Annotated in this window: 14 protein-coding genes; 2 read left to right on the plus strand and 12 right to left on the minus strand. The window is 66.2% G+C overall.

Translation table 11 applies throughout. From position 1 onward, the window contains the following. From OG874_RS19845 to OG874_RS19855, 3 genes are all read right to left on the minus strand, one after another. Complete coding sequence (locus OG874_RS19845; protein WP_330256613.1) at positions 1-960, minus strand: acyl-ACP desaturase; 960 nt, start codon at positions 958-960, stop codon at positions 1-3. Between the two features lie 289 nt (positions 961-1,249). Next, positions 1,250-1,615, minus strand: a complete 366-nt coding sequence (locus OG874_RS19850; RefSeq protein WP_330256614.1) for a DUF4345 family protein — start codon at positions 1,613-1,615, stop codon at positions 1,250-1,252. Between the two features lie 79 nt (positions 1,616-1,694). Beyond that, the gene (locus OG874_RS19855; protein ID WP_330256615.1) at positions 1,695-2,966 is read right to left on the minus strand and encodes a hypothetical protein; all 1,272 of its coding nucleotides are present in this window, start codon (positions 2,964-2,966) and stop codon (positions 1,695-1,697) included. A gap of 64 nt (positions 2,967-3,030) precedes the next feature. Here OG874_RS19855 and OG874_RS19860 point away from each other — a divergent pair, with 64 nt between their 5' ends. Continuing rightward, on the plus strand, positions 3,031-3,384 hold the full coding sequence (locus OG874_RS19860) for an MmcQ/YjbR family DNA-binding protein (RefSeq protein WP_330256616.1): 354 nt from the start codon (positions 3,031-3,033) through the stop codon (positions 3,382-3,384). On the opposite strand, the gene OG874_RS19865 is transcribed toward OG874_RS19860, so the two are convergent. Further along, the gene (locus tag OG874_RS19865) at positions 3,381-4,682 is read right to left on the minus strand and encodes a hypothetical protein (RefSeq protein ID WP_330256617.1); all 1,302 of its coding nucleotides are present in this window, start codon (positions 4,680-4,682) and stop codon (positions 3,381-3,383) included. The two genes, OG874_RS19860 and OG874_RS19865, sit on opposite strands and share 4 nt — an antisense overlap. Before the next feature lie 11 nt (positions 4,683-4,693). Next, positions 4,694-5,194, minus strand: a complete 501-nt coding sequence (locus tag OG874_RS19870) for a winged helix-turn-helix transcriptional regulator (RefSeq protein ID WP_330256618.1) — start codon at positions 5,192-5,194, stop codon at positions 4,694-4,696. An 83-nt stretch (positions 5,195-5,277) separates the two neighbouring features. Here OG874_RS19870 and OG874_RS19875 point away from each other — a divergent pair, with 83 nt between their 5' ends. Then, on the plus strand, positions 5,278-5,688 hold the full coding sequence (locus OG874_RS19875; protein WP_330256619.1) for a nuclear transport factor 2 family protein: 411 nt from the start codon (positions 5,278-5,280) through the stop codon (positions 5,686-5,688). An 18-nt stretch (positions 5,689-5,706) separates the two neighbouring features. Here OG874_RS19875 and OG874_RS19880 read toward each other — a convergent pair whose 3' ends face one another. The 7 genes from OG874_RS19880 to OG874_RS19910 form a co-directional block, all read right to left on the minus strand. Continuing rightward, entirely contained in the window at positions 5,707-7,296 is a 1,590-nt protein-coding gene (locus tag OG874_RS19880; RefSeq protein WP_330256620.1) for an ABC-F family ATP-binding cassette domain-containing protein, read from the minus strand. A 363-nt stretch (positions 7,297-7,659) separates the two neighbouring features. Next, positions 7,660-8,232 (minus strand): adenine phosphoribosyltransferase, encoded by a 573-nt coding sequence (locus OG874_RS19885; RefSeq protein WP_330256621.1) that lies wholly within the window; start codon positions 8,230-8,232, stop codon positions 7,660-7,662. Between the two features lie 37 nt (positions 8,233-8,269). Then, positions 8,270-9,973: an ABC transporter substrate-binding protein gene (locus OG874_RS19890; RefSeq protein WP_330256622.1), complete on the minus strand. Its 1,704-nt coding sequence runs from the start codon at positions 9,971-9,973 to the stop codon at positions 8,270-8,272. A 25-nt stretch (positions 9,974-9,998) separates the two neighbouring features. Next, complete coding sequence (gene secF, locus OG874_RS19895; RefSeq protein WP_330256623.1) at positions 9,999-11,192, minus strand: protein translocase subunit SecF; 1,194 nt, start codon at positions 11,190-11,192, stop codon at positions 9,999-10,001. Continuing rightward, complete coding sequence (gene secD, locus OG874_RS19900; protein ID WP_330256624.1) at positions 11,189-12,937, minus strand: protein translocase subunit SecD; 1,749 nt, start codon at positions 12,935-12,937, stop codon at positions 11,189-11,191. Before secD ends, secF begins: the two co-directional genes overlap by 4 nt. Positions 12,938-13,115: 178 nt before the next feature. Then, the gene (yajC, locus tag OG874_RS19905; protein ID WP_330256625.1) at positions 13,116-13,472 is read right to left on the minus strand and encodes a preprotein translocase subunit YajC; all 357 of its coding nucleotides are present in this window, start codon (positions 13,470-13,472) and stop codon (positions 13,116-13,118) included. A 205-nt stretch (positions 13,473-13,677) separates the two neighbouring features. Next, on the minus strand, positions 13,678-15,171 hold the full coding sequence (locus OG874_RS19910; RefSeq protein ID WP_330256626.1) for a flavin-containing monooxygenase: 1,494 nt from the start codon (positions 15,169-15,171) through the stop codon (positions 13,678-13,680). Positions 15,172-15,200: the final 29 nt, after the last annotated feature.

Raw genomic sequence — 15,200 nt, forward strand, 5'->3', positions numbered from 1 at the left:
TCAGACATCCAGCCGCTCGCGCTTGCGCGCCTCACGCAGCAGGGCTCGATCGCGCTGTTCTTCGAACTTGACCACATCCCTGCTCAACTGCTCCAGGAACAGCCCCAGTTCCTCGCGGACCTGCTCACCACGAGCGGTGAAGTCGTCGCGCTCGAAGATATTCCATTTGCGCAGCACGGGCGAGATGACGTCTTCGAGGTGCTGGCGCAGATCGTAGATGCCGTGCTTGGCCATCAGCACGCTGTTGCGACGCCAGTTCGGCATACCCGCACCCGGCATCTGAAAATTGCGGATGACCGCCGAAATCGCTGCCAGCGCTTGGTCGGGAGCCAGATCGATGGCAGCGCCGCACAGGTTGCGATAGAAGACCATGTGCAGGTTCTCGTCGGCGGCGATGCGCTGCAGCATGCGGTCGGCGACGGCGTCGTCGCAGACGCGGCCGGTGTTGCGGTGGCTGACCCGGGTGGCCAGTTCTTGGAAGGTCACGTAGGCGACGCCCGGGAGGAATCCGTCGTCGTCCACCCCGGTCGGGTGCTGTACCCCGGTCGTCATACAGACCATCCGCGCCTGTTCCAGCGCCACCGGGTCGACGCCGCGGGTGACGACGAGATAGTCGCGCATGACGATGCCGTGCCGGTTCTCCTCGGCCGTCCAGCGCCCGACCCAGGTACCCCACGCACCGTCCTGGGAGAAGGATTCGGCGATCAGCCGGTGATAGGACGGCAGATTGTCCTCGGTCAGCAGATTCGTGACCATCGCGGCCTTCGCCAGCTCACTCAGTTGGGACTGCCCCGGTTCCCAATCGATTCCGCCCATCTCGGCGAAATTGCGCCCCTCGGCCCATGGCACGTAATCGTGCGGATGCCAGTCCTTGGCCATCGATAGGTGGCGGTCGAGGTTTTGTTCGGCAACGGGTTCGAGTTCGGTCAGCAACTCCAACTGAGTCAAGGTACGTGTCACGATCGTGTTCCTGTCATCGGATCAGGGGTACTCCTCCAGAGTGCCCCGGTCGACGCGCCGCCGAAATGCCTGACGCGGAATTCGTCCGGCCGGATCTAGGCGGCTCATCACTAGCTAATCGCGCGGCCCGGCCGACACGTATCGCCGGACACCGAATTGCCCACCCACGTGTCGCGGTTGCAAGTAGCCGTCGGCGCCGAAGGTGCTGACAACGGCGTCGACCGGCAAATTTCCAGCGAAGTCGGGTGGTTCCGTCAAGCGCAACTCACCTCGGCGGCCTGCTCGCGGCTCATGCGGTAGCGATGAGGGACGCGGCGGCCACAGCCTCGATCACGCAGTAGAACCAGTTGGGGTAGAAGGAGATTCGATCATCCAGGACGGCGGATACGATGCGCCCGAAGGCCATTCCGCCCAGTGCGACACCGATCGTCACCATGATTCCGGTGCGCAGGGGGCCATCGTGGGTCGCCGCGATCGCCAGCATCGCGGCCATCGCCAGGCCGAATCCGCCGTAGACGGCGCGCACCTCGTACCGCGCGGCGGGTTGCTCGAGACGAATCCCGAAGGGACGGATCAGCGCGGCGGGCGCCGCCAGCGCGTAGCTGCCCATCGCGAGGAAGAACACACCGACGACGACGGTGACAACTGTGGCCACGGGAGCCTCCTGTTCGAATCGAGTCAGGTCAGCATGATCGGCGCGGCAGTGCGTCCGCTTCCGTAAACGTGCGGTCCGGCTACTCCCCGCCGTAACGCAATGACCGCCAGGCCTCGATCGCCCAATCCAATTGCGCGCTGGGAACACTGATCGTCACCAGGAGCAACTCACCATTGCGGCGACTGGCGATCCCCTGCACGCCGACCTCGTCGCCGTCCTCGGAGGGCAGCCACCACCCGTCACCTGGGCCGCCAGTCACCGGCTCACCGCGGTGCCCCTCGGTCGCGTTGGCACCGTACTGCAGCATCGCCGCCGGTGGCGGACCGCTCTGCTCGTCGCCGACCCGCAGTATGGTGATTTCGATCTGCCGGATACCGTCCCAGGCCCACCAGCGATCGCCGTCCCACCCGTAGGTGAAGTCGCCGGGGATCCGCAGGCTCCAACCGGATACCGGCGCGGTCAGGACCGGGCGGCGGCGGTAGCCCAGTGGCGCGGGAAGATCCGCGCCGGCGCGCGCGGGAAGATCCGCGGGTGCGCCGTCAGCAGTTGGCGCCGACTCCGCCAGCAGCAGCCGCAATTCGTGCCAGGCCGCCCACGGCAATTCCAGGGCCGCGTCGAGGCGGTGCGCCTCGGCGAGCAGGGCGTCGGCCTGGTGCAGCGCGGGGGTGTCGTCGGCGTCCGAGGGCGGACGCCACCGCACGTCGTTCCAGATGATGCCGACCGCGGTATTACGAATCGTCGGCGCGGTCCAGCCGTCCTCCCACCACGGGAAGAACGCGCGCGCGGCCGCCTCGTCACCATCGGAGACGGCCTGGAACCAGTCGCGGGTGCGCGGTCCGAGCCAACTCGCGGCCAGCCCCTCGTAATCGAAACGGTCACTGCCCAGCGACAATCCGATCGACACCCAGTTGCCCTCGGCGGGCACCTGGGTCAGCACCGTCTCCGCAAGGGTGCGGATCCACCGCAGGTAGTCGCGTTCGACTTCCGCGCGGTCATCGGCCAGCCCGAGCGGATCCTCGGTGCCCTCGTCCCACTCGATGTCGAAACGCCTGCCCATTTCGTGCAGCATGGCGGCGACATGCCGGTGATAGCCGGGCCCGGCCGGAGCGCAACCCGCGCTCACCACCACCTGACCGTGCGCGGCGCGCAGATCGACCGGCTCGGCTGCTGGATGCAGCACGGCCAGCAGGCGGTCACCGGAGACCTCCACCGATTTCCGGAACGGCGCCGACGTCGTGGTCCAGCCGACCCGCGCACCGGCGGGACCGGTCCGTAACCACGACCCGACCTGATCGAGGAAGTCTTCGGTGGGCGCACGGCACACCCCCGCCACGTTCAACTCGATTCCCATGGATACATCCTTGTGTCCGCGGTCCGGCGGCGAAAGTCGGGACCCTACCTCCTACACTTCGGATGTGGACCCGTTGCCGCGGATCCGGGCGATATGCCTGGTCCTGCCCGAAAGCAGCGAGCGGCTGAGCCACGGCTGCCCGAATTTCTTCGTCCGGGCCAAGACCGCGTTCACGATGTACCTCGAAGACCGGCACCGGGAACCGGGAGCGACGATCTGGTGTCCGGCGCCCGAGGGGGCGCAGGCCGAACTCGTCGATGCCGAGCCCGAACGGTTCTTCGTGCCACCGTATGTCGGACATCGGGGGTGGATCGGCGTGCGGCTCGAGGTGGATCCCGATTGGGACGAGATCACCGAGATCATTCACGACGCCTACCGTAGGGTGGCACCGAAAAGGCTTGTGGCCCTGCTGGACTAATGCTCGACGAGCCTACGACAGCTCTCCCGGCCGCCGGGCAATCCCGCCGCTTCGAACCATAGGTCGAGTTGGCCGAACAGCCACAGGTCTTCGATCTCCACCAGGACCGCGAGGAACGACAGTTGGGCGGCGGACAGGTCCGAACCGGGGTAAATCGGATCAGGAAAGGCTTTGCGCAGGAACGAAATACAGTCGTCGTTCACGGTGCTCCGGTTCGCGGCCCATGCCACTTCGATCGCGGCGGGCAGCAGCGTCTCGAAATCATCGACGCGGCTGACGAGTTCGCGAATGACGTCGTGGCGCAGCCACCCGTCCTGCCCGGGGAGGTGCCGGTTGAACCACTCGTCGATGGCCTCCGGTCGCTCCAGCGCGGCCAGGAGTTCGTCGGTAGCGCACTGATCGGCGGCGAATGCGGGTGCCAATGCGGCGCAGGCGCGGACACCGGGATGGATGTCGGCGAGCAGCTGTTCCGGACGGCCGCCATGGATGCCAGAAATCCTTGCGGCAGTGGCGCGTTCGGTCGGGTCGGGCATGGTCGGCGCGATCGCGTCCAGCTGGTTGAGCAGCGCGATGCGCTTGTCGGTACAGTCCGGATGTGCGGTGAGCTCGATCATCGCGCGCAGCGCCGCGATGCGCACCGACGCGTCCGCGTCGTCGAGCAAGGGCACGATCGCCTTGATCACGCCGGGAATCACCGCGCGGCAGGCGATTTCGTCGCGTGCCCGCATCGCCGTGCGGAATTCGTTGTCGTCGATGGCGGCCAGTAGTCCCGGTGGTGTCGGAACATGCTCTACCAGCAGGGCATTCGCGGGATCGGGGCCCAGTTGCAGCAGCCCCGCGCGCCGATTCGCCTTGACCCGCTGTAGATCCTCCTCGGTGCGCCCGGCCGGGTAGGCCTCGGCGTACAGCTCCTCATCGGAGATCCCCGAACAACAGCCCTGCGCGAACACCTCCAGGTAATCCAGCAGTGCGACGCGCAATGGTCGCGGCTCCGGATCCCACGGCAGGATGTCCTCGACCGTCATCGCGGTGTGCGGACGCGGCAGCAGTTCGGCGACGATCGCGACGAACGGCGCGGTCGCGGAGTACACACTGCCCTGATGCAGCAGGGCGGCGTCAAGATAGCCGACCGCGTCCGCGCAGGCCTCGGCATCACCGTCGATCAGGGCACGCAGGTGCGCTGGAGCATCCGTCGCAGGGCCGTAAGCATGTTCCAGCTCGGCCCAATCGACGTCGGCTATCGCTTGCAACACCAAGTCCATCGCATTGATCATGCTGCAGCCGAGCACGTCGCTCAACTCGAGCAGTCCTACGGCGCCGGTTCCAGATAGTCGCCGATGAGCATCGTCCCCGGCCCCCGCCGCGCACCGGGTCCGTGCCGCCAGTACACATTGTCCGCGGTGAGCGGCGCTGCGCAGTCGCGGCAGACGACCACACCGGAGGTCGGCTGCCCGCAATCGCGATGCACCACGACCGCGGGCGGGCCCGCGGGTCCGGCGAGCCACTTATCGCCCCACGAAATGAGCATCGTCAGCACCGGATACAGATCGCGCCCCTGTTCGGTGAGCACGTATTCGTGGCGCGCCGGATTCGATTGATACATCCTGGCCTCGACAATCCCATATTGCCGCAACGCATCCAGGCGTGCGGTGAGGACATTCGAGGCGATCCCGAGATCGCGGCGGATGTCCTCGAATCGGTTCACCCCGACGAACAGGTCACGCAGGATCAGCGGCGTCCACCGCTCCCCGACCACGTCGAGCGTTCGCGCGATCGAGCACACAATGTCGGACATGGCAGCTTTGGGCACCCACCCAGCGTAGTCCATTGCTTTTTGCAAGTGACTCCGATACGTTTCGATGCGACCGAAAACCGAACGTCAAGGGGTATTTCATGTCGGACGTTGTGGCAAAGTTCCGCGAGGCGACCGAGGCCGCCGATATCGACGCGCTGATGACCACCCTCGCCCCCGATGCCGAGCTGACCTCACCGGTCTCCGGCCGCCTGATCTTCCGCGGTCACGACGATCTGCGTATCCTGCTGACCGCCGCCTACGGCAGCCTCTCCCACCTGCGCTGGACCGAACACATCGGCGACGGCACCCGCCGAGTCCTGCTGGCCGAAGCCACCATCGGAGGATTCCGAATGACCGAAGCCATGATTCTCGAACTCGCCGCCGACGGTCGCATCCGCCGCCTCAACCCATATCTGCGCCCCTGGCTCCCCCTCAGCCTCCTCGCGGTGAAGCTGGGCCCGCGCCTACTGCGCCACCCAGGCGTGATGCGGCGAGCCGCGCGCGGATAGCGAAGGCCACGCAGCGCACTACCGGACCAGGGTTTCGATCAGTCCGTCGGCGGTCAGCTCCGCTCGGCGGGTGATGCCGATGTCGTCGAGGAAGCGGGGATCGTGGCTGACGACGATCAGTGCGCCCTCGTAGCCGGCCAGGGCCTGGGTCAGGTGGTCGAGGCTGGGGAGGTCGAGATTGTTGGTTGGCTCGTCGAGGAGGAGGAGTTTCGGGGCCGGATCGGCAAGCAGGAGCATGGCGAGGGCGGCGCGCAGACGTTCGCCGCCGGACAAGGCCGCGGCCGGGACGTCGGCGTCGCTGCCGCGGAACAGGAACCGGGCCAGTTGGGCTCGGATCTGTTCGGCACGGGCATGCGGTGCGGTCGAGGCGACGTTGTCGAAGACCGTCCGTTGTTCGTCGAAGATGTCGAGGCGTTGCGGCAGTATGCGCCACGGAACTTTCGGCTGTTGCGCGGCGATACGGTGCAGCAGTGTGGATTTACCCACGCCGTTGCGTCCGGTCAGTGCGATTCGCTCGGGCCCGCAGACCCGCAATGTCACGGTCGGCCCGCAGGGCAGCTCGAGCCGATCGAGATCGATGACCTCCTGTCCCGGGTAGAGCCGGGTGTCGGGCAGGTCGACCCGGATCTGACGGTCGTCGCGTAACAGCTCCTCGGCCTGCTGGAGCTGATCCTTTGCGGTGTCCAGCTTTTCGATGTGGTTGTTGCGCAGTTTGCCCGCCGACACCTGAGCCGCCCGCTTGCGTGCGCCCATCACGATCTTCGGTTCGCGCTTGTTCTCGAACATCTTCTGCCCGTAGCGCGCTCTGCGATCCAGTTTGATCCGGGTCTCGACCAGTTCGCGCGCCTGCTTGCGAACGTCGCTGCGCGCGTCCCGGATCGCGGCCCGCGCCACCTCCTGCTCGGCTTCGATGATCCGTTCGTACTCACTGAAATTGCCGCCGAACAACCGTAATTCGCCCTGGCGCAGTTCGGCGATCGTGGTCATTCGCTCCAGCAGTTCCCGGTCGTGGCTGACGGTGAGGACGGTGCCGGAGAATTGGGCGACGACCTCGTAGAGGCGCTGTCTGGCAACGTGATCCAGGTTGTTCGTCGGCTCGTCGAGCAACAGCACATCCGGATCGCGCAGTAACTCCGCGACCAAGCCGAGCAGCACGGTTTCGCCGCCGGAGAGGGTCGCCAAGCGGCGGTCCAGTTGTTCGGTGGAGTCGGCGAGGTAGTGCAGGCCGAGTCGACCGAGCAGCGCGATCGCGCTCTCCTCGACGTCCCACTGTCCGCCGACGGTGTCGAAGTCCGATTCTTCGCCGATACCGGATTCGATGCGGTGCAACGCCTTCCGCGTCTCGGCGATACCGAGCACCGCATCGACGCGCTGACCGTCGCCGAGGCCGAGATCCTGGCGCAGGTAGCCGAGCCGCCCGGTGACCGTGATCGAACCGCGTGCGGGCGTCAGCTCACCCGCGATCAACCGCAGCAAGGTTGACTTGCCCGCACCGTTGCCGCCGACCAGGCCGAGGTGACCGGGTCCGAGCACGGCGTCGAGCCCGTCGAATACGGGCGTGCCATCGGGCCAGGAGAAAGTGAGATCGGAAAGAGACAGATTGGTCATGCGGACCCCAGAGGTTGCACGGAAACGCGGCGCGCGGGATGCGGGCCGCCCGAGTGGCTACCTCATGAGAGCAACGACATGACTCCGATCAACGGGGGTAAGACTTCTCTAGATTAAACACATCCGCGGATGTTGCGCCAGTGATATTCGGATCACACACATCACCAACGGATTAGTCCACGGCATTCCCACCTGACCCACCGCCGACTTGCTCCCCACCCACAGCGATACGTCATCCACCGGGCATAAGCAACTACCCAGCGACCCTCGCAGCCCGAACCACCACCGGCAATCCGGATTCCAGGAGCCATCAGCGAGTCGAATCAGGCGACAGCCGTGAACCCCCGCGGCCCACGTCGAAATCTAGACGCGGACCACTGAGGTCAAGGGGTAGTCGCCCTGACGATCCCGCCCATTGAGGAAGCCCAACTCCAGCACAACCGCGGCCGCGACGACTTCGGCGCCAGCGGTCCGGAAAAGATCGGCGGCGGCGGCCAACGTACCGCCGGTCGCCAGGACATCATCGAGCAGCAGAACGCGACAGCCCTTCAGCTCGACACCGTCAGCGGGAATCTCCAGCGCCGCGGTGCCGTACTCGAGGCTGTACTCACGCGAGATGACCGGCGGCGGTAACTTGCCCGCCTTCCGCACCGCCAGCACGCCGGTACCCAGCGTCGCGGCGACACCGGCACCGATGAGGAAACCGCGCGCGTCGACCCCCGCCACCAGGTCGGCATCGGGTGCGCAGGCCGCGAGGCAGTCGAGGACGGCCCGAAAGCCCTCCGGATCGGCGAAGACCGGTGTGAGATCGGCGAACCGGACTCCGGGAGACGGGAAGTCGTCGCGCCAGCGGGTGAGGCGCGCGACCGCTTCGGCGGCCTTGCCGGTTCGCTCGGCTAGAACGTCGTCTGATTCCACCGCCGCGTGCTTGCTCATCGACACCTCTCCATGATTACTCACCCACCAACACCTGTCACCGCTTCAACACCCAGCGGTCCATGTTCCAGCCGGTGCCCGCCTGCGTGGGACCGGCTATGCCGTTCTGCAAACCGTTGCCGAACGCGATGGTGCGGGGCGTGACGAACAACGGGATGCTCGGCATATCCGCCCACAGCAGGTTCTCGGCCTCGGTGCGCAGATTCAGCGTTGTGGTCGAGTTGTCGTCGCCCGCAAGCTGATCGGTGATCGAATCGTAGCGGCCATTACCGTAGCGACCGAAATTGAGCCCGCTACCTGTGCGCAACGCGCTGCTCGCCGCCACACCGGTCTGGGATCCGGCCGGACCCGGCGCCGATGCGGTGCTGCCGAGCACGGCGTCGACTTTGCCTTCGGTGAGCTGGGACGGTGTGAAATCGGCGGATCCGGCGTCCACCACATTGATACCGGCCGATTTGCACGCCTCCGCGATCAGCTGCACGGTCTGGGTACGCCGCTCGTCCGGACGCACATATCCGACCCGAATGGTGGTATTCGACCCACCCGAGGCCGCGGCGGCGGTCGTGTCGCCGCCGCGATATTTGTCGGCCGCCCCGATGACGGCCGGATAGAACAGCGAATCCTGCTGTGTGATACGAGAATTCAGTGGCGCGGTACCGAGCCCGGTCTTCGGCGCGTCCTTGGCCTTGCCGAGCTTGTCGAACAGTGCCTGCCGCGGCACACACAACGCGAAGGCGCGCCGAGCGTCGGCCGAACCGAAGACGCCTCCGGTCCCGAGCACCAACTGCTCGGCACCGCGCCCCGGCACCGACCGCACCGAAAACCCGTCCAGATTGATATCTTTCACCGATCCGGCACCGATATCGACGACCCCGACCGCATTGTCGCCGACCTTCGCCTTCAGATCCGCGGTCTTCGGATACACCACGATCCGCCCGGTCTCGGGCTTATTGCCCCACCAGCGTTCGTTGGCGACCAGGACCAGCCCGTCCTTATCGGAGAACGAATCGATCCGGTACGGCCCCGATGACGGGAACCGGCTCAGATCCACCTTGCCAGAGCCGATGGTCCACCCGTTGTTCCAGAAGTCGGCGATCCGCTGCAGCGAGGCCTGGTCACCGGACTGCACGGCGGTCACCACATTCGGCACATTCGCCACCCGCGCGGCCACATGCGCGGGCATCAACTCACCCGCGGTGAACAGGTTGCGCCACGGCAGGTAGTGCCGGTCCCCGCGGAACACCACGGTGGCGTCCTTGGAACCGGTCTGGCAATCCACCCGCTCGATATCGGCGTATCCGGCGGTGCTCGCGGCGTCGAACAACGGCACCTGCCCGCGGTCGCCGGGCTTGGTGTACCGCCCGCTATGCGCGGCCCAGGCCAGCACCAGATCATCGCACGAGGTCGGCACGCCGTCGGAGTACACACCGTCCGCGCTGAGCCGGTACTGGATCGTCTGCGCCTCGCCGGGCACCTCTTTCGCGGTGCCCACATCGGTGTCGGCGACCTGTTGACCATCCGGTCCGGTGTAGAAGAACCCGGTCAGCACCCGCGCGAACACCGCGTTCGAGCCGGTGCTCGCGCCGAGCGTGCTCCCCCCGTTGTAACTGGCGATCACCGCGTCGACGGCGTAACCGATGGAGGGCACTTGGTTCTGACTCGAGCATCCGGCCACCACCGTGGCGGCCACGGTGCCCGCAGCCACCGCTCCGATCAGACGTGCCGCTAGCGACTGCTTCATCAACGAAAACCCCTGCCGTCGGGTGTCAGTTCCGCCGCTTGGTCCGTTTCCCGCTCGGCCGCGCACCCGGACGCGGCGCCTGTCCCGGTTCGCGCACGGGGCGCGCACCCAACTCGCGCCCGGTCGCCGCGACCGCCCGGCGTTCCGCCTCGGCGCCGGCCCGCGCCGAAGCCAGCCCGGCCCGCTTGTTGAGCACCTTCCTGGTGTGCGCCGCCACCGGACCCCACCGCTCCTTGATCGACACCAGCAGCGGCACGGCGAAGAAGATCGACGAGTATGCGCCGACGATCATGCCGACCAACTGCACCAGCGCCAGATCCTTCAGCGTGCCGACGCCGAGCAGCCATACCGCGATCACGAGCATGCCGACGATCGGCAGAATGCCGATGACCGTGGTGTTGATCGAGCGCATCAGCGTCTGGTTGGCCGCGAGGTTCGCCTGTTCGGCATAGGTGCGTCTGGTCGTATTGACCACGCCACGCGTGTTCTCCTCGACCTTGTCGAAGACCACGACGTTGTCGTAGAGCACGTACCCGAGGATGGTCAACAGACCGATCACCGCGGCGGGTGTCACCTCGAAGCCGACCAGCGAATAGATACCCGCCGTCACGATCATGTTGAAGAACAGCGAGCCGATCGCCGCGATCGACATATCCCGTTCGAAGCGGATGGCGATGTAGACCATGGTCAACGCGATGAACACCACCAGCGCGATCAGCGCCTTCTTGGTGATCTGGCTACCCCAGGTCTCGCTGATCTCGGCGATGCTGATCGCGTTACGAGAAACGTTGCCGTCCTTGTCCTTCGGCTGGAAGGAGTTGAACAGGGCGGTCTGCAGCGCATCGGTCTGCGTGGCGCTCAGTGTGTCGGAGCGGACCTGAATGGTCTCCGCCGCACCGGATCCCACCTTCTGCACCGTCACCGGGGCATGGCCGATGGTCTGGGAGTAGACGTCCTCGACCTTCTGTGTGGTGGCCGTTCCCGCCGCGGGCAGCTGGATGCGCGAACCGCCCGCGAAGTCGATGCCGAGGGTGAATCCGCGAATCCCGATGCTCAGCAACGAGATCAGCAGGAAGGCCGCGGTCAGCCCGTAGTAGAAGCGGCGGCGATTGACGATCTTGAAACCGCCGGTGCCGGTGTAGAGCCGCTCGAAGATGCTGTGCTTGGGCGCGTCGACATCGTTCAGCTCGTCCGAGAACTCCAGAGTCGAGTTTGTCATCGTGACGTCTCCTTCAGCAGCGCCTCGCCGGCCCTGCGTTCCCTGGCCACTTCCTGAATCGCGCCGAGCCCGTTGACCGACGGCTTCGCCCAGAACGACGAGCGCGAGGCCAGCATCATCAGCGGCGCGGTCACCAGGTAGAGCACGATCACGTCGAGGACGGTGGTGATACCGAGGGTGAATGCGAAGCCCCGCACCTGACCGGCGGCCAGGATGTAGAGCACCACCGAGGCGATGAGGCTGACGGTCTTACCGGAGAGGTTGGTGCGCTGGGCCCGCTGCCAACCGCGCGGCACCGCCGACCGGAAGCTGCGGCCCTCACGCATTTCGTCCTTGATGCGTTCGAAGAACACCACGAAGGAGTCGGCCGTCAGACCGATACCGATGATCAGACCGGCGATACCTGCCAGGTCCAGCGTGAACCCGATCCACCGACCGAGCAGCACGATGATGCCGTACACCGCGACACCGGACGCGATCAGCGAGAAACCGGCCAGGAAGCCGAGCATCCGGTAGTAGAGCAGGCAGTACAGCAGCACGACCGCGAGACCGATCGCACCGGCGAGCAGACCCGCGCGCAGCGAGGACAGACCCAATGTCGCCGAAACCGTCTCGGCCTCGGAGGTCTGGAACGACAGCGGCAGCGAACCGTACTTCAGGGTGTTCGCCAGTTCCTTGGCGCTGGCCGCGGTGAAGTTACCGGAGATCGTGGTGCGACCGCCCTGCTGCGGACCCGACTGCACGACCGGTGCGCTGACCACCTTCGAGTCGAGCACGAACGCGACCCGCTTGTTGATGTACTCACCGGTCAGCGTGGCCCAGGCGTCGCTACCACCGGACTTGAACTCGAGGTTCACCTCGTGGCGCGCCTGCTGCTGGTTCAGGCCCGAGGTGGCGTTCTTGATCTCTTGGCCGTCGATCCGGCTCTTGTCGAGCAGCAAGATTTCCTTGCCATCGGTGGCGCAGGCGACCAGCGGCAGGTTCGGATCGTCGTTACCGGCCAGCGGGTCGGACTTGGTGCAGTCCAGTGCCGCGATCGCGGCCTGCTGCACCGTGGGATCGGTGCTCTGCCTGGTCGCCTTGGCGTCCGCGATCTCCTTCTTGGCCTGTTCCTGCGGCGTCAGACCGCCCGGCGTAGGCGTCGGTGAGGGCGGGGCCTGCGCCGGGAACACCCGCTGCTGCGGGGCCGACTCGGCCGCTGGCGTGGCCTCGGTGGGCGGCGTGGCCTCCGAGGTGGGCGCGGCCTCGGTGGTCGGCGTGGGCTGGGTCGGCACCGTCCCGTCCGGATTCAGCTGCGTGACGTCGGGAACCGTGCCCGGTGTCCCGGTGGTGCCCGGCGTCTGCGGCGTGCTCTTGCCGCCGACGGCGGGCACCGCCGTCAGCACCGGACGGATGTACAGCTTGGCGGTCGTCGCCAGCGCCTTGGCCTGGCCACCGTCGTCACCCGGAACCGTGATCACCAGGTTGTCGCCGTCGATGACGACCTCGGAACCCGAGACACCGAGGCCGTTGACCCGGTTCTCGATGATCGTCTGCGCCTGGCGCAGGCTGTCCTGGCTGGGCTTGCTGCCGTCGGGGGTGCGGGCGGTCAACGTGACCCGGGTACCACCCTGCAGGTCGATGCCCAGTTTGGGGGTGGGGGAATGATCACCGGCGAAGAACACCAGCGCATAGATCACGGCCAGCAGCACGGCGTAGACGCCGAGCAACCGGAGCGGATGCGCCGATCCCTGGGAAGGTGGCACAGTTCGTCATCTCCTAGGCGGAAGTCGAGGATGGAACAGGCGGGCACGCGCAGCCGAGGGTTGGCCCGCGGCGATTTCCGGCACGCGGGCCGGCTCTTCCGAGCGACCTGCAGGCAGTCGCCACGATAGCCGGGCCGGCCCTTCGAGCGACCTACGAGCAGTCGCCGGGGGAAGCAGGTCAGTCCTTCGTCAGCCGGGTCTCGGTCTGCTGCGCGGACTCTTCGACGGGACCGGCATCGGTCTCGTCGGTCTCGTCGGTCACGGTCTCATCCGTGACCTCGTCCGCGGTGCGCACGTCGCGGACGGCCGCGCGCAACCACGTGGTGACGACGTCCTCGGCGATCTCGAGATCGACCGTGGCGTCGTCGAGATCGACCACGGTGCCGTACAGCCCCGACGTGGTGGTGACCTGATCGCCGACCTTCAGGCTTTCCTGCATCGTGGTGACCTTCTCGGCCTCGCGCTTCTGGCGGCGCACACCGAGGAACATGGGCACGAGCAGGGCTACCAGCAGCAGCGGAAACAGAAGTTCCATCGTCGAAGTCAGTCCCTAGTCTGTGGGTGGGATGGACAAGTACCCCAACAGTCTGCCAGTTCGTGTCATAACCACCACACCGGCACACCCTTGACGTCCCTGGTGGACGCCGCGGCCGCGCACATGTGGACAACGCAAGATCGCCGAGTAGCCCACGAAAAGCAAGCCCCGCGGCCGAGACCGCGGGGCTTGCGCAACGGGGCGGCTATGCGGACTTGGTCCCGTAGTCGTAATCGTCCAGCCGGAAGTTCACCGCTTCGCGGTGCGCGTTGATGGTGCTGGTCGGGCGCAGCAACGCGGCCTCACCGTGCGGGTTGAAGTAGTAGCTGCGCGCCGTCGAGCAGTCGCCGCCATAGAACACCGACGAGCCGAGTTTGTCGGTGACGCGGTCGAGGAAGTGCGCGTTGGCCTGCTCGGTCACCTCGAAGGTGGTCTCGCCGCGGCGGAAGGTCTCCCGCAGCAACCGGCCCATATGCTTCATCTGGGCTTCGATGGTGGTGAAGTACGACAGACCGCTGTAGGAGTACGGGCTGTTGAGGCTGAGGAAGTTCGGGAACTTGGGCACGGTGATGCCCTCATAGGCCTGGAAACGGTTGTCGCGCCAGAACTTTCCGAGGTTCACGCCCTCGCGACCGATGATCTCGATGGCCGGGAAGTTGACATCCCAGAGGTTGAAGCCGGTGGCCAGGATCAAGGTATCGATCTCGGTCTTGTGGCCGTCGGCGGTGACGATGCCATCCGGTTCGATCCGCTCGATGGAATTGGTCTCCAAGCGCACATGCGCCTCGTTGAACGTCTTGAAATACTGGTTGGAGAAGGTGGGGCGCTTACAGCCGAAGTCGTAGTGCGGGGTGAGCTGTTCGCGAGTCCGCTTGTCGCGCACCTGGGTCCGCAGATGCGCCTTGGCCAGCACGCCCGCGGCCTTGTTCAGCGGCTTGGCCTGCTTGAAATGCAGCACGCCGACCACCATCAGGGCCTCCAGGAGGCCGGTGTTCACTAGTCGCGCAACCTTCTGGGTGGCGGGCACCCTGGCGAAGATCTTCTGCACCGGGGCCGGGATCGCGGTGTCGACCTTGGGCACCACCCAGATCGGGGTGCGTTGGAAGACGGTGAGCGCCGCGGCCTTCTTGGCCACCTCCGGCACCAACTGCACGGCGGTGGCGCCGGTGCCGATGATGGCGGCCTTGCGGTCGGTGAGGTCGAAATCGTCCTCCCACGCGGTCGTGTGAATGATCTTGCCCGCGAAGGTATCGATGCCGGGGAACGGCGGAGTGTAGGGCTGGGAGAGGAAGCCGGTCGCGGTCAAAAGGTAGCGGCCGGTAATGGTTTCACCACCAGCGATGGACACGATCCACTGCTCGTGCTCCTCGTCCCAGCGCGCGCCGTCGACCACCGTGCCGAAACGCATCCGGCGGCGCAGGCCGTACTTGCCGGCGATGTGCTCGGCGTACTTCTTGAGCTCCCTGCCCGGCGCGAACAGCCGCGTCCAATACGGGTTGGGCTCGAAGGAATACGAGTAGGTCACCGAGGCGATATCGACCGCGAGGCCCGGATAGTGATTGACATGCCAAGTGCCGCCGAGGTCGTCCTCGCGCTCCAGGATCACGAAATTACGCAGACCGATCCGGTCGAGCTCGATGCCCGCGCCCATCCCGCCGAATCCCGCACCGACAACAACCGCATCGAACTGAGGCGCCACGCCGAACCTCCTGCTGAGAACATTCTTCA

Source organism: Nocardia sp. NBC_00565 (genome assembly GCF_036345915.1).
In the GTDB taxonomy this organism is placed as follows: domain Bacteria; phylum Actinomycetota; class Actinomycetes; order Mycobacteriales; family Mycobacteriaceae; genus Nocardia.

Excerpts from the sequence above, each read along its gene's own strand:
- OG874_RS19855 (WP_330256615.1), bottom strand. The coding sequence starts at position 2,966 with ATGGGAATCGAGTTGAACGTGGCGGGGGTGTGCCGTGCGCCCACCGAA.
- OG874_RS19875 (WP_330256619.1), top strand. The coding sequence starts at position 5,278 with ATGTCGGACGTTGTGGCAAAGTTCCGCGAGGCGACCGAGGCCGCCGAT.
- OG874_RS19880 (WP_330256620.1), bottom strand. The coding sequence starts at position 7,296 with ATGACCAATCTGTCTCTTTCCGATCTCACTTTCTCCTGGCCCGATGGC.
- OG874_RS19885 (WP_330256621.1), bottom strand. The coding sequence starts at position 8,232 with ATGAGCAAGCACGCGGCGGTGGAATCAGACGACGTTCTAGCCGAGCGA.
- OG874_RS19890 (WP_330256622.1), bottom strand. The coding sequence starts at position 9,973 with ATGAAGCAGTCGCTAGCGGCACGTCTGATCGGAGCGGTGGCTGCGGGC.
- secF (WP_330256623.1), bottom strand. The coding sequence starts at position 11,192 with ATGACAAACTCGACTCTGGAGTTCTCGGACGAGCTGAACGATGTCGAC.
- yajC (WP_330256625.1), bottom strand. The coding sequence starts at position 13,472 with ATGGAACTTCTGTTTCCGCTGCTGCTGGTAGCCCTGCTCGTGCCCATG.